Source organism: Mesorhizobium sp. M7A.F.Ca.CA.001.04.2.1, from assembly GCF_003998485.1.
GTDB classification, from domain to species: Bacteria; Pseudomonadota; Alphaproteobacteria; order Rhizobiales; family Rhizobiaceae; genus Mesorhizobium; species Mesorhizobium ciceri.
Genome location: NZ_RZQT01000106.1, coordinates 1 through 20,117, shown reverse-complemented (window position 1 = coordinate 20,117; position 20,117 = coordinate 1). Strand labels below are relative to the sequence as shown.

Genomic DNA, 20,117 nt, shown 5'->3' with positions numbered 1-20,117 from the left:
GGATAGAGATGACTGCGGGCAATCGTGTCCTGGCCGGCAGCGATCGCCCTGGGGCTGGGCGGAAAAGCGCTCTCATTCTGGGCAAGGGTTGTCCGCTCGTAGCCGCCGAAATTCGCAAGTGCGAAGGCGGACATGGCTTCGATATGAGCGGCTGCCTTCAGCGGCATGCCGTATCCTGGACAATCGTGCTCGCGCTCGTCACCTTCAAACTGCCTCCGTCGGACCAGCCTAATGAGCGAAGCTACAGGCCGCCAGCGCGTTCACAAGCAAAAACTCGTCGTGCAATGGGCGCGAAATTCTGGCCCTCACCGCCAGTGCGCAAAAGGGCTTTTCATTTGATATGCCGGGTGGCGTATCGATGTGCCAGGCCCATTGTGCAATGGCCTACCAACGTCTCGATCACCGCTCCAGGCAGATCGCCACGCCCTGGCCGCCGCCGATGCAAAGTGAGGCCAGGCCTTTGCGGGCCTTGCGCCTCGTCATCTCGTGGAGCAGCGTCACTACGATGCGGCAGCCGGACCCGGCCAGCGGATGGCCGAGCGCGAGGGCGCCGCCGCTCATGTTGATGATCTCCTCGTTCCAGCCCATCTCTCGGTTGACCGCAATGGCCTGTGCGGCAAAGGCTTCGTTTATCTCCATGACGTCGAGCTCTGATGGCTGCCAGCCGGCCTTCTCCAGAGCAAGGCGTGAGGCCGCGACGGGACCCAGCCCCATATCCATCGGCTCGACACCCGCCGAACCATAGGCCGCGATGCGGGCCATGGGCTTTAGTCCCAGTTCGTTCATCCGCGTCTCCGACATCACCAGCACGGCGGCAGCACCATCGTTGAGGCCGGAGGCGTTGCCGGCCGTGATTGTCCCGGCCGGATCGAAGACCGGCCTCAGCCGGGCAAGTCCTTCGAGGGTGGTCGCGGGGTTTGGATGCTCGTCACGGTCGACAACGACATCGCCTTGCCTGGTCTTTATCGAGGCGGGGACGATCTCATCGTTGAACTGCCGCCGCCCGCGTCGACCTTGTCGCGCCATGCACGCAAATCAACGAAGTCACCTAGCTGGCGCACGTGGTCGTCCGGGAAGACGGTGTGAGGATCTCCGGCATAGACCAGCCTCTGGACGTTCAGTTCGGGATGCGTATTTCGGCAGCGGAAACCTGGCCGATGGAGGCGATGAGCATGGCGACCAAAACGGCGGGCAACCGGGCACGTGTCACGAGACCCTTCTAGAATCGACGGGCGAAGAATTGGCGGCGAACGGAACGTTCCGTGTTTCTAAAGTGGTCCGACCACCAGCGATCGGTCCGCAAAGGCTTGGGTGGATCGTCGGGATCGCGCCAAGCCAGCGACTCGCGGAAGGCGTGATGGGAATAGAGGCGGATGAATTCGCCGAGGTAGATGTCGGCGACCCGCGTGTTGCCAACGATTACGAGCATGTTCTCGTCGTTCTGGTCAGTCGAGGCGTCACTGAAGTTCGCCGAGCCAGCGACCACCATGGGATTGTCCGACATCGGGTCGACCAGCATAAACTTGTTGTGCACGTATTTGACGTTGCGGTTCAATCCGGACAGGTGTTCCTGGACCCAGCCGTCTATTTTGTTGGTGGCGATCAGCGACCCGATGGCGAAGGTATTCTCGGGCATGTTGCGCAGGAGCTGGATAGCTTCCTCCTCCGCTTCGCGCTCCGGGCTGCCTTCCTCCAACGGACGGGTCGCCTTCTCAAGCAAGGCAAGACGAAACGGGGCCGCGCTGTTGCGATAGACGTCCTTGAACAGACCGTGCATGCCGAACGCAAATGTCATAAAGACGCCTTCGCGGCCAGTCATGGCAAGGTCTGCATACCATTGCAGCGCGGTGAGGTCCGAGCGCGGGCTAAAGATGACGCTCGTTCCGCTCGGCGGCGGCATGGCGGGAAGGGGCGTAAGGTCCTCCGTGATGCCGTTAAGTTTGCCATTGGTCGGATCCTCGCGCAGGGCCGTCCAGTATTTGAGATAGAGGTCGGCCGTGTCGGGATCTTCGACCACGTGCGCGACGTTGGAGTGGCCAAAGATGCCGCCATCCGAAAAGTTCGTGCCGCCCGTCCAGACCGACACGGCAGCGCCATTCTCCAGCTTCACGATGAACTTGTTGTGGGAGATGTACGACTTGTTGGTCCTACGCTCCTTGCAGTGATTGGCGAGCGCCTCGCCTCCGGCTTCGTCAACCTTGGCGATTGCCTCGCGGTTCTTGTCCCCCGGCTTGGCCTTGCGGCCATCGTAGACGATCTCGACATCCACGCCGCGATTGATGGCGTCCTTCAACAATTTCAGGAAGGGCTCGTAGTGAAACTCGTAGGCTGCGACGCGCAGCGTGTGCGTGCCGGGCACTGTCTCCTTGACGAAGGCGGCCATGGCCTCAAAGAGGCCCCGAGACAGCCAGATCCAGGCTTGCCCATTCTGGACCTGTTCCGGCCGGCGATTGCCGAAACGGTCGACGTAAGCCTGTGAAGCGGCCACACCGCGATTGAAGTAGACATCATGGTCGCCGTTCTCAGGGCTCTCCGTCGTCACCTCCACCGCGACATCGGCTGACGCGGTGAGGGAGGAAGGCGACCCTTTGAGCGCGGTGATAGTGTAGGTGTAGCGGTACCCGGGTTTTGCTGTGTAGTCGGCCCATTGGAAGCTCTGGATGGGCTGCTCATTGGTGGGGTAGGTCGCGCCCGCCGGAAATCCCGGATCGGTTTCAGCGAAACACTTCATGCCCTCAAGGAAATAAGCTTCGTTTTCCTCGTGGTCGATCCGGTGGACCGAAAAGCCCAGCAGGCTCTCGCATTCCAGTTCGGCAAGGTCGAAGCCCAGAGTGACCACGTAGGTGCCAGCGACCGCCGTGACCGCGATCGGCCCGTTGCTATTCCATGCACGCATGCCGCCCTCCGCTTTGCTAGAACGCAGCGGCTACAGTAACAGAACGTCTTGTTACAAAGAAGAGTTTGTTTATGCTTCGCGAAAACATGGCGCTATAGTTCACCGAGGCAACGCGCAAGCATCAGTAGATCGCGGGGTTGAAGGTCCGCTCTTGCCAATCCGAGCCCGCCCAGGAACAGCCAGTCCGATTACGGCCCCTATTCGGTCATTCTAGAGCATGGCACCGAACGTTCGCCGAGGTTAGCTAAAGTTTACTATTTGGCGTCACGGGAGCATGCGGAACGATACGGGAAGCTTTCTGATTTTGGCCCACGAAAAAGATAATGAATCAACAACTTTAAGACGTCCTCCGGGTCCACCATTGGCTTTCGGTGCCATTGATTTAATTGGGTTTTTTGTACTTTTTTGTCCCACTCTCTTCCACCCCCCTCGAAAAGTGGGACATTCTGTGCCTGTCGGAGCGCACCGCGATAAGCGGTAAGAGTCCGCTCGCCACGTCGAGCTCGATCCGGCCTACGCGCTGGCGCATAGCAACGCTGCGATGTGCCACCATTGCCTCTTCCTACGCAGCGGCTTGCAGATCCGCGCCGCTTCGATACGTCATGCCCGCTCCGCCATCCTCCATGGGCACGACGATGCGTCTGCATTGACCCTCGCGTGATTTTCGATCGGCATGGATGGACATGACCGCAGTCCTGCTTTCAGTGTATTTGGAAGCTGCGCTCGCGATCAGTCCGTCATCGGCGCTGACCTACATTTTGGGCAGCGTCGTCCTCGGATGGAGCGGAAAAGCAGAGCGAGCCATCGAGTGGAGCGAACGAAGCATGCGGCTTTTGCCGGCAAGACGATCGGGCTTGCCGGCATCGGCGCCAGCTATTTTTGATCTGTGCGATATTCGTGAACATTGATCGCATATCAAGTGACTGGAAGCGTCGACCTGCGGTTGGGGGAGATATCGCGCCTTTTTTTCGGATCTTCGTGCACTCGTCGTTGTGCTCCAGTCGGCGGCAGTTCGTTTCACGGCCTCTCAATGGGACGCTGACCGGGCCTGTGAATAGACTGCCACTGCGATCAGCGTCAGCAGGCCGATGAACCAATATTGCCAGGCTTGCGACAGGCCCAGGAAAACCATCGATGAATTGACTTCCTGGATCAGGACGGCGCCAAGCAGCACGCCCATGAAACTGCCGCGTCCGCCAAAGAGACTGGCTCCGCCGAGGACCACTGCGGCAATGCTGCCCAGCGTGTATTCGATGCCCTGATTGGGATCGCCGATGCCGAGCTGCGCCACCACCATCATGCCCCCAAGCGCTGTGAGCAAGCTGCAGGCGATGAACGCGCCGACGACGGTCCAGCCTGTGCGCACACCAATATGCGCCGCCGCCTTCTCGTTAGAGCCAACGGCGCGCAAGCTCATCCCCCAACGGCTGTAGCGCAAGCCGACTTCGAGGATGATTGCCAGGACCAACGCGACGATGAACACGACCGGAATGCTGCCAATAGTGGCTTTGATGGTATCCATGACGGTGGCGCTGATGGCTCCATCGGGATAGGGCCGCAGCAACACCGAGATGCCCTGAATGATGATGTAGACCCCTAGCGTCGCGGCGACGGAGGTGAAGTTCCCGAATCGAACCAAGGTCCCGTTGGTCAGGCCGACGAGGGCTGCGACGCCAAAAACGGCCAACACGCCAACGATTATCGTTCCCATGCCGGCACCTTCATTCAGGAAGAATGACGCGATGACGAGGCTCAGGCCGATCAACGGGCCGACCGACAGATCGATCCTGCCGGTGAACACTGCGCACATCTGGCCAAAGGAGACGAACGCCAGTGCTGCGGAAAGGAACAGGATCTTCTCGATGTTGAAGCCTGAGACGAAACGAATGTTGTGGCCAGACGCTACCAGGCCCAGCAACACGATTAGCCCGGCAAGCACGAAGCTTGGAACATAGTCGCCGGCGGCAACCATTCGCAGCCAAGAGCGCGTAGTGCCGGATCTGTCTCGTCCTTGCTGGTCGGTCTTGCGATGGGTGGTGGCCGTTATCATGGTCCGGCCGATATTGGCCTCATTGACGTCTTGGCCTGAGAGTTCGCCCACGACGTGCCCACGGGAGAAGACCAGCACGCGGTCGCATAGGCCCTCAAGCTCGACGATATCGGATGAGACGATAACCACCAATGTCCCACGCGAAGCGACGTCACGCAGGATGCGATAGATTTCGGCGCGGGCACCCACGTCAACCCCGGCTGTCGGCTCCTCTGCCAGCACGAGTGAAGCCTGTGCCAGGAGAGCTCGTGATAGGATCGTCTTTTGCTGGTTCCCGCCAGACAGCGTGGCGACATTCTGCTCGATCGATGCCGCGCGAATGTTCAGGTCCACTCGCTGGGCTTCCATTTGCCGCCGTTCGAGCGAACGGTCCACGACGCCAAAGTTCGCGAAACGTGACAGGGCCGAGATGGTACCGTTTTCGCGCACGGAAAGACTGGGAAAAAGGCCTTCATGCTGGCGGTCGGGAGACAGATAGATAATGCCGGCACTACGAGCGGCACCCGGGTTGCCGAGCGGCACGGTCTTCCCATCCAGAGTGACGGCTCCACGGGCATTTCCAAGACCTGCCAGCGAACGCAGGAAGTCGCTCTGGCCGTTTCCGGTAATGCCGGCGATACCAACGATCTCGCCGCCACGCGCCGACATGTTGATGTCTACGAAATCAGCGCCCGAAAGCCCTTTGACCTCAAGAACACTTGCGCCACTCATGACACCGGATGATTTGGGCGGAAATTGCTTGGTAACGGTGCGTCCGACAATGAGGTTGAGGATCTGGTCATCGCTGACATCGCGCACAGGTGCCGATCCCTTCACTTCACCGTCACGCATGACGGTGACAGTGTCTGCGATCTGTCTGATTTCCTGCAGCCGATGCGAAATGTAGATGACCGCCGCGCCGCGAGCCGCGGCTTGGCGCACGTTGCGAAACAGGATATCGACAAGGTCGGCTGTCAAAGCCGCGGTGGGTTCGTCAAGAATGAGGATCTTCGGGTCGATCGCAAGCGCCTTGGCAAGTTCTATCAGTTGGCTTTGTGCTATGTCGACATCACACAGCCGGGTCTTGGGATGAACGGCAGAGCCAACACGATGGAGTTGGGCGACTACCCAGTCATTGGCATTCGCATAATCCGTTCGAAGCGCTGCGGGAACTGCAAGCAGCAGGTTTTCAGCCACCGTCAGATCAGGAAGCACTGCCGGGTGCTGATGCACGATGGCGAGCCCGAGCCGTTGCGCCTGTGCCGCGCTCAAGCGATCTACAGTTTGTCCGCATATTTCGATCGAACCCTGATCGAAGCTCAAATTCCCGGAGGCAATGCCCATCAATGTCGACTTGCCTGCGCCATTTTCTCCCAGAAGCGCATGAACCTCGCCACATCGCGCGTCAAACGAGATGTCCTTCACGGCGACGACATTGCCGAAACGCTTCCACACGCCTTGCATGCGCAATCCCAACGGGGCGTCCGATACCGCGTCGGCCGGGGGTGCCATGTCAGGCTGAAGCTGTTCGACGGTGGCCATGCTCGATCCTCCTAAGTGTCTCCATCATCCTCCTTGAGGGGATGAAGGGGCGGGCAGAGCCCGCCCCGTTTTGCTTGAGATCAGAGACCGCCCTTGAGGGCCGCCAGGACTTGTTCGTCCGTCAGGCTGGTGCCATTCGAAGCGGATTCCGGGAGCTTTGGATTGCAGAACACCGTTCCGGCAAGCGAATCCTCCAGCTGGAAGTTCGTCACTTCCTTCACACCGGCCTCGGCCACCGTATGCTTGGTGCCATTGGGATCGGTTATGACGAGCGGCTGATCCATCTTGCCGCCGGCGGCCTCGGCAATCGCCCAGCGCACGGCCAGGCGAACATTCCACTGCTCGGCGCTGTTTGTCGTGTACTGGAAGGTGGACTTCGCGTCGGCGTCATGCAGCTTCTTCCAGGTGCAGCCGAACACATTGGCGTCTTCACCGGCAATAAGCGGAAGTGGACGTCCGGCGCGTTCGAAGACGCCCGAGGCGACAACGCCCATGCTGAGGTCGGCGATGACACCGTCGATCTGCGGATACTGGGCAATCAGCGCGCCCAGTGATTTGGCGACCATGCTGGAATCCCAATTCGTCACTTCGAACGGCCTCTGCCCGATCTGGACGATGCCCGGATAGTCCTTGAACGCTTCGAGGATGCCATCGGCGCGCTCACGGCTCTGGCTGGTTCCGGCAGGTCCGCCGAGATAAGCGACATTTCCCTTGCCGTTGAGGGCCTTCGCCATCCATTTTCCCCAGTCGACGCCGTCCTGGTGGAAGTTCGTGCCGACGAAAACGCTGTAATCCTTGCCTTCCTCGCCGCCGACACGGGCCCGGTAGGGGACGACGGTGCTGCCTTGCTTGAAGGCATCGCGGATCGCCGGCAACATGGCTGGGCCGGCATCGGGGAACACGACAATGGCGTTGACGCCGCGCGCTGCGAGACCGCTGAGGTCGGAAATCGCCTTCTGAGTGTTACCTTGCCCGTCTGTGTGATCCCAGCCGGTGACGTTCGGGCACTGGCTGGCCTCGTTGATCGCTGCGGCCGTCGTCATCTGCCGCCAGGGGTTCTGGGCGAAGCCATCTGCCAGCGCGACAGAAATCTCCTTCGTTCCGCAAAAGCTCGGTGGTGTCGCCGCCGGTTCGGCGCAGAAGACACCGCCGGCGATGCCCTTGCACCAATCCGCGGCGCCGGCTTGCGTGACCGACAGCGGTGAGACAGTTGCAAAGGCCGACAGGGCGAGCGTTGCGCCCGATAACAGGTTTATTCCAAGACAAGACTTCATCATTTCCTCCCAACGAAGTTTGGTTGCGGTTCTCCAACCTGCCCGTGGTGGACAGCGTTGAAACTTTTTATTCCCTTGGCCGCCGACATCATGCGGTCGACCTGTTCCTCAGGCTGATTGCACGCCTGAGATTACGAAAATTCAGACCATAGATGCCGACCCCGACCAGGATCGCGGCACCTTGAAAAAGGTATTGAACGCCGATGCTGGCGCCCGTCGTCAGCACCAACTGCTGAAGCTGTGTGAGAAAGAGCGCGGCGATCACGGTCGCCGCCAGATTGCCCTTGCCGCCAAACAGCGAGGTTCCACCCAGAACCGTCGCGGCGATCGACGGCATCAGGTAGTTGTCGCCCTGCTGCGGACTTGGCAGTTGCATAAGGCCGCCGAGCAGAATGCCGCCGGCCGCATAGAGCAGGCTCGCGCCCACATACGCGGCGATCTGGTAGCGGTCAGCGACGATACCCGCCGCGCGTGCCGCCCGGCTGTTTGCGCCGACAGCCTCGAAATTGCGCCCGAAGGTCGTCGCCTTGACGACGAAAATGACGACAATAGCCATCGCTACTGCCAAATAGGCGAGCTGCGTGATGCCAAATATCTTGCCGTTGGCGAATGCCGCTATCGACCCGGGTACCGACACCGGCGTGCCGCCCGAAATCTTGACGTTCATGCCATAGAGCAGCGCGTTCATGCCGATCGTGGCCACGATGGGCGCAACACGAACCTTGCTGACGAGCAGGCCGCTAATCAGCCCCGCTACAGCTGCAGCGGCGAAAGCGTAAAAGAGTGCCAGGACGACACTGCCCTCGGCATTCGGTTGGCTCTCTGAGAAGTAACAGACGATGACAGCGCTGAGCGAAACCATCCCCGGTACGGACAGATCGATGCCGCCCTGCTGGATGACGAGTGTCTGACCCAGGCTGACCAGGGCCAGGATCGCGGCAAAGGGAAGCATTCCGCTCATCGCTCCGGTGCCAAGACTCTGCGGGGCGATCAGGCCGCCGAAGACGAACAGGACCAGCGTTGCCGCCGCGATACCCGCGGTCGGTCCGCCAGCTGAGGCAAACCAACTGCTCGGTCCGGATGCACCTTCTCCTAAGGCCGTGACCGGCTTTGGCTTCTCTGAAGGCTTTTCCACGTGTTTTGTCCTTCTGCGGATTCGCGGCATTGAACTTGTTGGTTAAAGCAGTGCGGATCTTGCTCCGCTGGCCAGACAGATTTCGCTGATGCGCAGCTTCTGGCTGGAGAGCCGGGACGGGAATGTCTGTTCAAGCCGCGACTCGTGAACGGGTATGACCCGTCGAGACTCATGGCCGACCTGTTTCATCATGGCTTCGGTGGCCATGATCAGATTGATCTGGCTGCCGGTGGCAAGGCCGACCGGGAGATACATGTCGTCGATCTTGAGCTGTTCGGAGGCGCCGTTCAGGTTCTCGAACTGGTAAACAAGATCACCGGCAAGCACCCAGGTGTCCTGGGAATCCGTCTTGCCATCATTGCGCACCGTCACCCACATGCATGCGAAGGTGTGGCTGTCATAGGCGACGTGAAGATCGATGCCGGGGAAGACGTTTTCCATGGCGCCATCGACCGCGATGAGGCGTTTGTCGCGCGCCAGCTGCACACCGCGCAGGATATCCGCCGTATCGATGCCGGACAGGATCCAGCGCATGCGGTCCGGCAGCGACATTGCCCAGATCCATTCCTGCAGTTCCTTCTTCTGGACGTAGAAGGTGGCATTGGGAAATGCATCGACATTGCCGAAATGATCGAAATGCGCGTGCGTGATAAAGACCGCGTTGATGTCTTCCGGCGTCAATCCGATTTCGGCAAGAACCTCGCGCGGTCCGCGCCAGTTCTGGACATTGAACAGCGTGCCAAGATAGTTCCCGTAGTCGCGGTCGTTGTAACCGACGTCGACCATCGCGGCCCAACCGTCTCCCTTGATGACGGCGTAGCAGTAGGGCAGCTTGACATAGCCTTCATTGTGAGCGCCGTAGATGACGCCGCTCTTGTGGTATTCGGGCACGTAGCCGTATTCGAGGACGTAGATCGAATAGAGTGACACCGGTTTCCTCCCTTGATCCAGACGGTTAGTTTTTCGCGGGTCGGCAGTTGCAGCAGGCCGCCGTGAAATCCACGGGCGTCAGTCCGGCGGAAGGTTCCGAAACCATCCGCAGCGACCGCTGCGCGAAAAAAAGCGCGTCAACGACGGCATCGAGATCGGGACTTGCCGGATCAATGAGATCGGCAAGACGATCAAGCCGCGAGAGTATCCGGCCGAGAAGCACTAGCAGATCGGCGAGCGCGGCTTGGTGGCGGGCCGCTTTCGGCGGCGCCTTCACCGCACCCAGACGGTCGGTTGCCTCGCGCAACTGCCTTGTCACCGACGCCAGCAAGAGATCGTTGCGGTTGCGGTCGAGGCTGTCGGTCTGGAGCAGAAGCAGGATTCCCGAAAGCTGGCCAACGCAACGCTTGGCGGCGTCATAGAGCGGGCGTGTGTCTGACAGGTAGGAGGCAAGCACTTCATCCTTAATCCCTGACTTCAACAAGGCATCGGGCTGGTACTCGCGGGGGGTGTCCCATATGGAACAGGTGGGACGATGCACGCCTTCGATCCCTGACGAAAGCGCTGGAAATTCGCGACAAAACGGTAGAGGCACCGCCCCACCCGCAAGCGGAGCCTCGTCTTGTCCGGAATTGATCGTAAGCATGCGTCGCCTCCAATGTTCGTCGTCGCATCGATCCGCAGGCCCGTGCGGACTGTCTTTTCAGTGCATGAATCGGCCGCCGTTCACGTCGAGAATGAGTCCCGTCACGTAGTCGGACAGGTCCGAGACCAGGAACAGGCAGGCTTTTGCGATATCGTCAGCCGTCCCGAGCCGGCCCAGCGGGATGTTCACGACGATGTCGCGCCGCTTGTCTTCGGTCAGCTTGTCGCCAAAGATGTCCGTGTCGATCGTGCCGGGGGCTATCGCGTTGACGCGGATATTGTGCTGCGCCAGTTCACGCGCCATCGACTTGGTGAGGCTGTGGATGCCGCCCTTGGCTGCGGAATAATGCGGCCCGCCGAAAATGCCGCCGCCGATCTGGGCCGCGATCGAGCCGATCGAAACGATCGCGCCGGAGCGCCGTTCAATCATCGAAGGCACGGTAGCCTGGGCCATGTTCAGGCTGCCACGCAGGCTGGAATCGATGACCAGGTCGAAATTCTCCTGGGTGATATCCATCAGCCGGTCTGGTTGGCTGATGCCGGCATTGTTGACCAGGATGTCGACATGTCCGAAGCGGGCCATGACGTCACCAACTGCCTTGCGGCAAAAAGCAGGATCCCGGACATCGCAAGCCACGCCGATGTGTTCGGAGCCGATGTCGCGGGCCGCATTCATGGCGGCCTCTTCGTCGAGGTCGAAGATCGCCACGCGGCAGCCCTGCGCGGCAAGCCGCCGGGCCGTGGCCTTGCCTATGCCGCGCGGCGAGGCGGCGCCTGTGATAATGGCGGTCTTGTCGTTCAGCATCACGGTGTACTCCTCCCCATATGAATTCATTCGGCGGCCTCGGCCGCGTCTTCGATATTCAGGCCTGCCCAACCCTCGATGAGGGCCGCGATGCGCGAGCAATCGGCGTCGGCCATGCCTTGCGTCATGGCGAACTGCCAGAACTGGCGGACGTTGGCCCCGAGCCACATTGGCACGCCCATACGCTCGGCTTCCTGCATGCAAAGTGTCACGTCCTTGTGCATGAGCTCGGTGCGAAAATTCTGGTCGTAGCGGCGTGTCACCACATGCTTTGGATAGGCGATCTCCGACACCCAGGACCGGCCGGAGCCGGCATTGATGATCCGGAACAGATCCTCGGGCTCGATACCGCCCTTTTCGGCGAATGCCAGCGCTTCGCCGACGATCACCATGCTGGTTGCGGTGAGAAGATTATTGGCGAGCTTGAGGATCTGTGCCTTGCCGACGTCCGGGCCGAGATGGACAAAAGTCTTTGCAAATGTCGCCAGGAACGGTCGTGCCCGTTCCAGTGTCTGCTCCGACCCCGACGCCATGACCGCCAGCGTCTCGTTGCGGACGCCGATTGGTCCGCCGCTGACGGGCGCATCCAGCACAGATACGCCGCGTTCCGCCATCGCATCACCGACCTTGCGCGCCATTGTCGGGCCGGTGGTCGAGAGATCGATATAGTGCTTGATGCGTTTGCCATGGATAAGGCCGGCCTCACCCAGCGCGACGGCCTCGACGATCGGCGCGTTTGGCAGGCTGACGAAGACCGTCTCGACCGCGTTGGCGACCGCGGCGGCGCTGTCTTGCCGCTTTGCTCCCTGCGCGACAAGGACATCGACGGCCGCAGCGTTGGTATCGAAAATGTGGACGTTGAGCTGGGCTGCCAGAGCCTTGCTGACCATGGGCATGCCCATCGCACCGAGACCGATGAATCCGTAAGAATTACTGGGCACGCGCGCTCTCCCCGATCGCTGTAAGATGTGACGGCGCGCCTTCGTAGAGGCGATAGATGCCGGTGCCGTCGATGTCGCCGTGGCCGGCGGTGACAAGCAGACGAAAGAGCTGGGCGGCTTGGCCGGACATTGGGGTTGCTGTGCCCGAACTACGGGCGAGCTCCTGCACCATGTCGAGGTCTTTCAGCAACTGACGCGCATAGGCCCGCGGCGCGAAATCATGTGCGGCGATACGTGGATAGAGCTGTTGCATCAGAACGCCGTCGGCATGGCCGTATTTCACGCATTCAGGCAGCAGCGCGGCATCCATTCCTGCCGCTTCAGCGAGGCGCACGGCTTCGGCCAGAACAGCATAATTCGTGCCGACCACGAGCTGCGCGATCATCTTGGCAACCGAACCCATGCCTGTCTGTCCGACATGGGTGAACTGGCGGCCGATGTCCTGGATCAAGGAACGGATTCGTGCGATCCCCCAATCCGAGCCGCCGGCCATGATTGTCAGTGTGCCTTCGCCTGCCGCCGAGGGACCACCCGAAACCGGAGCGTCGATCCATTCGCATCCCGTGGCCGCTTGGACGCGCCAACCGATGGACCGGCAGAAATCCGGCGACACGGTTGAGAAATCCACCACGATCTGCGGTGACAGCAGAGCATCCGACAGGCCCGCTTGGCCAAACACCACGGTTTCGACTGCCGCCTGCGACGGCAGGTTGAGGAGCACGAGATCCGCGTCCTCGACACAGTCTTTTGGCGACGCAGCGCCAACTGCACCCGAAGCCATAGCCGCAGCTTGCCGGCCGGCATCCGCGTCGAAGACTCGTAGCTTGTAGCCAAGCCCTGCAAGGCGCGCAGCCATGGGTCCGCCCATCAGGCCGACGCCGATATAGGCAAGGCGCGGCTTACCGGATGTCATAGAATTGGACCGCATTGTCGTGGAACAGGCGCTTTTGCGCTTCGGGTCCGAGATCCGCCGTGATCTCCTTGTAGCCACCAAAGATCTCATCGAGCGTGCCGCACACACTGTCGACCGGGAAATTGCTCCCGAACATGCAGCGCTCGACGCCGTAAATCTCGATGATCGACCTTACGATGTCGCGGTTGTTGGCGACCGTCCAAGGCTGGTCAGGCAGGCCGATGCCGGAGATCTTCACCGCCACGTTCGGCCGCTTGGCGAATTCGGTCATTGCCGCTTTCCAGCCGGCAATCCCCTCGGCACTGCGATCGGCCGGCAGCCCTGAATGCAGCAGAATGATCTGCGTCTGCGGGAAGCGGTCGGCGAGCGTGCACGCCTCGTGCAGATGCCACCATGGTGTCTGCAGATCGAACCGCAAACCATAGCTGGACAGCATGGCGAAACCTTCGACCCAATGCGGGTCGACCATGCTGCCTGGAGCGGCTGAGCCCGGCTTGGGATTGGATTTCGGCTTGTGACGCAGGCCGCGTACGAAGTCGAAACCGGCCAGCCGCTCCAGCACCCGGGCGCGGTCGCCCCGGTCGAGCCATGCCTGGCCGACCGCGACGTTAGGCCACCCCGTCTCACGACGAAGGGAGGCGATATAATCCATCTCGCCGATTGGATCACTCGGATCCCACTCGGCTTCGATATAGACCGTCTTGACAACGTGGTGGCCGGCAGCGTCCCGCTTGTAGTCGGCCGGCAGATACGGCCGGCATATCGAGGAGTAGTCGCCATAGCGGAATGGGATCAGCGGCCGATCGTTGAGCCACGGATAATAGTTCTGCTCGGGATTCCAGAAGTGGACGTGAGCATCCACCATCGGCATATCAGTCACGTCTGTCTCCTCTCCGTCTCGGGACGACCCGTCTCAGATTGGATGCCAGCTCCTCTTCCGGCATCCGCAGTCGTCGCCGCGATTTATCGCGATTTATTCAGCGGCGGCCGCATAGGGGACGTTGCGCCCGCCATAGCGACGGACACGAACGTTTGCCTGCTCGGCATGGCCGGCGAATCCTTCAAGTATGCAAAGGCGCGAACAGTATTCGCCGATCATTGCCGAGGCCTCATCGGTCAGGACGCGTTGATAGGTAACGGTCTTCAGGAACTTGCCGACCCAAAGGCCGCCGGTGTAACGGGCGGCTCCCGCCGTCGGCAGCGTGTGGTTGGTTCCAATCACCTTGTCGCCATAGGCGACATTGGTTCGCGGCCCGAGAAACAGCGCCCCGTAGTTCGTCATCCGCTCGAGGAAGATATCCGGATCGCGAGTCATCACCTGCACATGTTCCGATGCGATGCGGTTTGCTTCACCGACCATTTCGTCCTCTGTCGAACACAGGATCACCTGGCCGTAATCCTCCCATGCGCGACGGGCGACTACGGCAGTCGGCAGGATGTTCAGCAGCCTTTCGACCTCTGCGATCGTGGCTTTGGCGAGGGCCTCTGAATTGGTCAGCAAGACTGCCGGTGAGTTGGGACCATGCTCGGCTTGGCCGAGAAGGTCGGTCGCGCATAGCTCGGCGTCGACGCTGTCATCGGCAATGACCAGGGTTTCCGTCGGACCGGCGAAGAGATCGATGCCGACCTGCCCATAGAGCTGGCGCTTGGCTTCCGCCACAAAGGCGTTGCCTGGACCGACCAGCATGGCAACGGACTGGATGCTTTGTGTGCCCAGTGCCATGGCGGCTACGGCCTGCACACCGCCGAGACAGTAGATTTCATCCGCGCCTGCCAGGTGCTGGGCCGCAACGATCGCCGCGGCAGGTCGCCCCTCGTAAGGCGGCGCAGCCGTGAAGATGCGCGGCACGCCGGCAACCTTGGCCGTGATGACCGACATATGGGCCGAGGCCAGCAATGGATATTTTCCGCCTGGCACATAGCAGCCGACGGACTGAACGGGGATGTTCTTGTGCCCAAGAACAACGCCCGGCAGGGTCTCGATCTCGATATCGCGCAACGCTTCGCGCTGATGCTGCGCGAAGTTGCGAACCTGTTCCTGCGCGAAGCGGATGTCGCTCAGGTTCTGTTCGGACAGTTCCGCAAGGCAGGCGCGTATTTCCGCATCGGTAAGGCGAAAATCCTTGCGGTCCCATTTGTCGAAGCGGATCGAAAGCTCGCGCACCGCAACATCGCCACGCGCACGGACATCTGCGATGATGCCCTCTACAGTGGCTCTGACGGTGGCCTGATCGGCTGCCACGGCGCTCGGATCGCGCCCCTCTTTGAGTTTGCGGATCACTTGGTCGCCCCTTCCGTCGTCCTGCCTTCGAAGTAGCTGTCGAGATCGAGCGCCAGTTTGATGATGCTCGAGTAATCCTCGCCGGCATGTCCATTCTGGCAATGGATGGCGAAGAGCTCTGTTGCCAGATTTCCCATCGCTGCCAGGACTTTCGAGCTGTTCGCCAGTTCCTTGGCGAGCCGCATGTCCTTCAACTGGAAATCCGAGCGGAAACCGCCGGCAAAACCGTTGGCAGAGGGCACATTCTCCATCAGGCCCGGGAATGGGTGATAGCGCTCGAGCGCGTAATTGTTGCCCGAGGAGTTGCGCATCACATCGCTGAGGATTGCTGGGTCGAGACCATTGGCGACACCGAGTGCCAGCGCCTCGACAGTTCCCGCCATGCATATTCCGGACAGAATGTTGTTGCAGAGCTTCGCCGTGTGGCCCGCTCCCGAAGCCCCGACATGATAGATGCGCTGTCCCATTGCTTCCAGGAGAGGGCGGGCATGCTCGACATCCGTGGCCTCGCCGCCGACCATGAAAGTCAAAGTGCCGGAATGGGCGCGCGGCGTCCCGCCTGAAACCGGTGCATCGATCATGCGCCGGCCGGCGGCGCGGGCGGCAGCGGCGATTTCCACCGTGACGGTCGATGAAATCGTGCTGCTATCCATCAAGAGCGCACCCTTGCGGGATGCCGCGATGACACCCGACGCTCCAAGATAGGCGTCGCGGACATTGTCTCCGGTCGGAAGCATGGTGATAACCACATCGGCCGATGAAGCCGCCTCGGCGGCGGAGGTGGCACGTTTCACGCCCTGCTTCTCAGCCGCGTCCTGTGCGACCGAAGACGGGTCGAAGCCGATGACTGGAAAGCCGGCTTGGACCAGATTGCGGGTCATTGGTTGACCCATATTGCCAAGACCAAGGAAAGCGACGGTTTTCACTTGAGCATTCTCCCGGTCAGGCAGCCGACGTGTTGACGATGACGGTCTTCGACCAGGTGAAATGCTGGATCATGCTCGCCAGCGAGAGTTCACGCCCCATGCCGCTCATTTTCGTCCCCCCATATTCGATGTTGGCTTCCGCGACGGCAAACTGGTTGACCTGCACGAAGCCGGCGTCGATGCGCGACACGAAGTCGAACGCCGCCGGGAGGTTTTCCGTGAAAATCGTTGCCGCGAGGCCGTAAGGCGTATCGTTGGCCTCCTGCAGCACGGTCTCGAAATCGGTAAAGCGTGAGACAGTCGCGACCGGCCCGAAGATCTCGTCACGGCAAACGGGTGAGCTTGCGGGAACGCCCTCGATCAGCGTCGTCGAGTAGTAGTAACCCTTGTCCAGACCTTCGGGACGCTGGCCGCCGCAAAGGATACGGGCGCCGGGCGTCTGCCGCGCCATTTCGATGTAGCGTTCGACACGATCGAACTGCTTGCGCGATACGATACAGCCCACCTGTGTCGCTTCATCCAGCGGGTTTCCAACCCGAAAAGACGTAATGCCGGCCAGCACGCGCTCGATCACCGCATCATAAATGGCGTCGTGGATATAGATCCGCGTACCGGCGGAACACGACTGGCCCTGACGCTGAAGCCGGAGCCCCTGCAAAATGCCACGGGCCGCGCGATCGATATTGGCATCGGCCAGGACGATGTTCGGATTCTTGCCGCCGAGTTCGGCTGTGACTGGAACGATCTTGTCGGCGGCGTAGTGCATGATCATGGCGCCGACCGCGCTCGATCCGGTGAAGCTGATCTTGCGTACAGCCGGATGTTGGCAAAGCAGGCGACCTGCTTCCTCGCCGAGCCCGGTGATTGCGTTCGCGACGCCGGGTGGCAGAACCGCCTGCAGCAGTTCGAACACCCGAAGCACTGCCAAGGGTGCTTGCTCGGCCGGCTTTAGCACGACGGTGTTGCCCGCGGCGAGTGCCGGGGCGATCTTGCTGGCAAGCTGCATCAGCGGTGCATTCCACGGAATGATCGCGCCAACGACACCAAGCGCCTCGCGTCGCGTATAGAGCAGCCGGCCAGGATCGGGCGGATAGGTCTGGCCGTTGATCTCGCCAGCCAGGCCACCGAAATAACGCAGGATGTCGACCATGGTGCCGGCTTCATTGCGCGATTGGGTTGGAAGTGCGTTACCAGTCTCCAGCGACGAGAGCCGGGCAATGTCTTCACGGAAGCCGTCGAGATGATCGGCTGCCCGCATGAGCAGGGCGCCGCGCTCTCTCGCCGGCGTTGCCGACCAAGACCGGAACGCAAGGGAAGCCGCATCCACCGCAGAATTGACATCCTCTATGCCGCAGCGTGGCGCGGAGCCGATGATCTCTTCGGTGGCGGGGTTCTCGATATCGAATTGCGCGGTTGTGAGCGCTTTTCTCAAGCCGCCGCCGCAGACGATCTGGCCCGAAAGTCGTCTCGCTTCCGTGGTTTGCGCGCCGATGCGCGCTTCAAGGGAGTCTATTGCAAAGGCGTTCATACGAAATGGCTTCTGTCGTTTTTGATTGAGCATACGTATGCACTCTGTTAGACATTTGAAATGAGTTTGTCAAACAGGAGTGAGAAATGTCTGTGACAACAATCGGCCTCGTCGCTGGAGACCCATCCGGTGTCGGTCCGGAACTTTGTGCCAAATTGGTCAATGCAAAAGGGCGCCAGAGTGACCTTCGCGTTGCCGTCTTTTGTGGGAAAGGGAGCTTTCGCGACGGAATGCGAATCGCTGGTCTCGATGCTGAAATCCCGGTCGTCGATAGCGTCTCATCGATTCCGGAGCGTGGCGGCGTGGCGCTGATTTCAGGGCTGGATCGAGACGGCTACAAACCCGGTGTGGCGAGCGCGGAGGGCGGAACTGCCACGCTCGCGGCGCTGGAGAGTGCAGCGGACGCGGCCGGGGCAGGGCAGCTCGATGCGATTGTCTATGGTCCGCTCAACAAACAGGCGATGTGGCTGGCCGGTCACAAGGCGATCGACGAACTGCATTTTTTCTCAAGTCGCCTCGGGGTTACCGGCTTCTGTTGCGAAATGAATAACCAGGGGGCTCTCTGGACGGCCCGCGTAACCTCGCATATCCCGCTTCGCGCCGTGGCCGACAACATCTCCGTGGAGTCCATCATTGCGGCCACGGTGGCCGGCGCCAAGGCGGTCGAATCATCAAGCGGCAAACGTGCGAGAATAGCCGTTGCCGGCCTTAACCCGCATTTGGGAGAAGGCGGCGCAATGGGCACTGAGGAGATCGAGATTATCCTCCCCGCTATCGAAAGGCTAAAGGAGCTTGGATACGATGTCGCCGGCCTCTATCCGGCCGATACCGTCTTTCTGCGTGTGGGGCCGGAGAAGCTCGACTTGATCATCACCATGTTCCACGATCAGGGCCAGATCGCGCTGAAGACACTCGGTTTCGCCAACACCTCGACCGTTCTTGGCGGATTGCCGCTGCCAATCGTTACCGCCTCGCAAGGAACAGCCTACGACATTGTCGGCCAAAATCGCGCCGACCCCGCCGGCCTGACAGCAGCGTTTGATCTCGCGCATCGTCTTGCTATTGCTACGCGCAAGGCAGCATAACAGGCGCAAAAGCTGATTTGCGCAAGGATCCAATGCATGAGACGGTCAACTTCGGTGGATGTCGCGCGGGAGGCTGGCGTATCGCAATCGACAGTGTCTCGCGCACTCGCCGGCGACGGGAGGATTTCAGAGGAGACAAAGAAAAAGATTCGCAAGACGGCGGAGCGCTTGGGCTATACGCCAAATGGGATCGCGCGAAGCCTGCAGACGAAGAAGACGAATATGGTTGGCCTGATCATGGCCGATATCCTCAATCCGTTCTACCCGGCCGTCCTGGAAATCTACACCCAGAAGCTCAACGCCATGGGCAAGCAGCTCCTGTTGCTTTCCGTGCCCAAGGGTTTCGAAGTCGATGACGTGCTGCCATCGATGCTTCAGTACGAGATCGACGGTTTGATCGTCACGTCAGCTGTGTTGTCGTCGCGAATGCGCGACATCCTGCACAACAGGAACACCCGGGTGGTTCTGTTCAACCGCTCCGTCGACGACTTTTCGATCAATTCAGTGTGCTGCGAGAACAGGTCCGCTTCTATGGAAGTTGCCGCCCTTCTTGTTGCCGCAGGGCATAGGCGTATAGCCCTTATAGGGGGCCGCCCTGATACGTCGACCCACCGTGAACGTAGCGCCGGCTTTCAGGATGAATTGCGCCGCCATGGAGTCCAAATCATTGGCGAGCAATTCGGCGAAAACACCTATGGCGGGGGTTACAGGGCAGCGATCAATCTGCTGTCCGGCCCGACTCCCCCGGACGCCATCTTCTGTATCGCCGATGTCATGGCGCTTGGCGCGTTGGATGCCGCGCGCTTCGGGCTTGGGTTGAAAGTTCCGCGCGATGTTTCCATCGTGGGCTTCGATGACATTCCCTCGGCCGCCTGGCCGGCATACGACCTCACCACCTTCCGCCAGCCGATCGAGGCGATGGTGGGGCGGTCGCTCTCCCTGCTGTTTGATCCGGCAGACTTTCCACCAGCGGCTATTCGCATACCCGGCGAACTGATCATTCGCGGCTCTACCAACATTGGTCCTGCAACCGCCTGAACTGATCAACGCCAGGATACTAATTTAGCAAATGCGTGCGCATACGTATTCCCAATTTCAAACAAATGGAGAGAGATTTATGGAGGAAAATCAAGTCGCGCCAAATTTCAGGCTGGACGGAAAACGAGCGCTCATTACGGGAGCTGGGC

16 protein-coding genes and 1 pseudogene are annotated in these 20,117 nt (G+C 60.6%); 3 read left to right on the top strand and 14 right to left on the bottom strand.

The genetic code is table 11. The features are described 5' to 3' along the window. Nucleotides 1-399: 399 nt before the first annotated feature. Together EN955_RS25875 and EN955_RS25870 are read right to left on the bottom strand one after the other, a co-directional pair. The gene (locus EN955_RS25875) at nucleotides 400-1,026 is read right to left on the bottom strand and encodes an acetyl-CoA C-acyltransferase (protein WP_024505462.1); all 627 of its coding nucleotides are present in this window, start codon (nucleotides 1,024-1,026) and stop codon (nucleotides 400-402) included. A 193-nt stretch (nucleotides 1,027-1,219) separates the two neighbouring features. Further along, nucleotides 1,220-2,839: a phospholipase D-like domain-containing protein gene (locus tag EN955_RS25870; protein ID WP_245467571.1), complete on the bottom strand. Its 1,620-nt coding sequence runs from the start codon at nucleotides 2,837-2,839 to the stop codon at nucleotides 1,220-1,222. Between the two features lie 547 nt (nucleotides 2,840-3,386). Here EN955_RS25870 and EN955_RS25865 point away from each other — a divergent pair. Then, a pseudogene (locus EN955_RS25865) lies at nucleotides 3,387-3,729 on the top strand (transcriptional regulator); the annotation flags it as partial. A gap of 194 nt (nucleotides 3,730-3,923) precedes the next feature. On the opposite strand, the gene EN955_RS25860 reads toward EN955_RS25865, so the two are convergent. From EN955_RS25860 to EN955_RS25805, 12 genes are all read right to left on the bottom strand, one after another. Then, nucleotides 3,924-6,467 (bottom strand): ATP-binding cassette domain-containing protein, encoded by a 2,544-nt coding sequence (locus tag EN955_RS25860; protein ID WP_024505464.1) that lies wholly within the window; start codon nucleotides 6,465-6,467, stop codon nucleotides 3,924-3,926. Between the two features lie 80 nt (nucleotides 6,468-6,547). Further along, nucleotides 6,548-7,741 (bottom strand): substrate-binding domain-containing protein, encoded by a 1,194-nt coding sequence (locus EN955_RS25855; RefSeq protein ID WP_164752868.1) that lies wholly within the window; start codon nucleotides 7,739-7,741, stop codon nucleotides 6,548-6,550. An 88-nt stretch (nucleotides 7,742-7,829) separates the two neighbouring features. Further along, complete coding sequence (locus EN955_RS25850; protein WP_081714439.1) at nucleotides 7,830-8,906, bottom strand: ABC transporter permease; 1,077 nt, start codon at nucleotides 8,904-8,906, stop codon at nucleotides 7,830-7,832. Between the two features lie 12 nt (nucleotides 8,907-8,918). Further along, nucleotides 8,919-9,806, bottom strand: coding sequence for an N-acyl homoserine lactonase family protein (locus tag EN955_RS25845; RefSeq protein ID WP_024505467.1), 888 nt, complete (start codon nucleotides 9,804-9,806; stop codon nucleotides 8,919-8,921). A gap of 25 nt (nucleotides 9,807-9,831) precedes the next feature. Beyond that, complete coding sequence (locus tag EN955_RS25840; protein WP_127218737.1) at nucleotides 9,832-10,287, bottom strand: hypothetical protein; 456 nt, start codon at nucleotides 10,285-10,287, stop codon at nucleotides 9,832-9,834. A gap of 222 nt (nucleotides 10,288-10,509) precedes the next feature. Continuing rightward, nucleotides 10,510-11,259 (bottom strand): SDR family NAD(P)-dependent oxidoreductase, encoded by a 750-nt coding sequence (locus tag EN955_RS25835; protein WP_024505469.1) that lies wholly within the window; start codon nucleotides 11,257-11,259, stop codon nucleotides 10,510-10,512. Nucleotides 11,260-11,282: 23 nt separating this feature from the next. Beyond that, nucleotides 11,283-12,197 carry an NAD(P)-dependent oxidoreductase gene (locus tag EN955_RS25830; protein WP_024505470.1) on the bottom strand — a complete coding sequence of 305 codons (915 nt, stop codon included), beginning with the start codon at nucleotides 12,195-12,197 and terminating at the stop codon, nucleotides 11,283-11,285. Next, on the bottom strand, nucleotides 12,187-13,110 hold the full coding sequence (locus tag EN955_RS25825; RefSeq protein WP_050580541.1) for an NAD(P)-dependent oxidoreductase: 924 nt from the start codon (nucleotides 13,108-13,110) through the stop codon (nucleotides 12,187-12,189). Before EN955_RS25825 ends, EN955_RS25830 begins: the two co-directional genes overlap by 11 nt. Next, nucleotides 13,097-13,981: an amidohydrolase family protein gene (locus tag EN955_RS25820; protein ID WP_032899712.1), complete on the bottom strand. Its 885-nt coding sequence runs from the start codon at nucleotides 13,979-13,981 to the stop codon at nucleotides 13,097-13,099. The genes EN955_RS25825 and EN955_RS25820 overlap by 14 nt, the downstream gene beginning before the upstream one ends. A gap of 102 nt (nucleotides 13,982-14,083) precedes the next feature. Then, nucleotides 14,084-15,391 carry a histidinol dehydrogenase gene (hisD, locus tag EN955_RS25815; protein ID WP_024505473.1) on the bottom strand — a complete coding sequence of 436 codons (1,308 nt, stop codon included), beginning with the start codon at nucleotides 15,389-15,391 and terminating at the stop codon, nucleotides 14,084-14,086. Beyond that, nucleotides 15,388-16,317 carry a 3-hydroxyisobutyrate dehydrogenase gene (gene mmsB, locus EN955_RS25810; RefSeq protein WP_024505474.1) on the bottom strand — a complete coding sequence of 310 codons (930 nt, stop codon included), beginning with the start codon at nucleotides 16,315-16,317 and terminating at the stop codon, nucleotides 15,388-15,390. The genes hisD and mmsB overlap by 4 nt, the downstream gene beginning before the upstream one ends. A gap of 16 nt (nucleotides 16,318-16,333) precedes the next feature. Further along, nucleotides 16,334-17,845 (bottom strand): aldehyde dehydrogenase family protein, encoded by a 1,512-nt coding sequence (locus EN955_RS25805; protein WP_024505475.1) that lies wholly within the window; start codon nucleotides 17,843-17,845, stop codon nucleotides 16,334-16,336. Nucleotides 17,846-17,931: 86 nt separating this feature from the next. Here EN955_RS25805 and EN955_RS25800 point away from each other — a divergent pair, with 86 nt between their 5' ends. After that, nucleotides 17,932-18,930, top strand: coding sequence for a 4-hydroxythreonine-4-phosphate dehydrogenase PdxA (locus EN955_RS25800; RefSeq protein ID WP_024505476.1), 999 nt, complete (start codon nucleotides 17,932-17,934; stop codon nucleotides 18,928-18,930). A 36-nt stretch (nucleotides 18,931-18,966) separates the two neighbouring features. Next, nucleotides 18,967-19,968 carry a LacI family DNA-binding transcriptional regulator gene (locus EN955_RS25795; protein WP_024505477.1) on the top strand — a complete coding sequence of 334 codons (1,002 nt, stop codon included), beginning with the start codon at nucleotides 18,967-18,969 and terminating at the stop codon, nucleotides 19,966-19,968. Nucleotides 19,969-20,117: the final 149 nt, after the last annotated feature.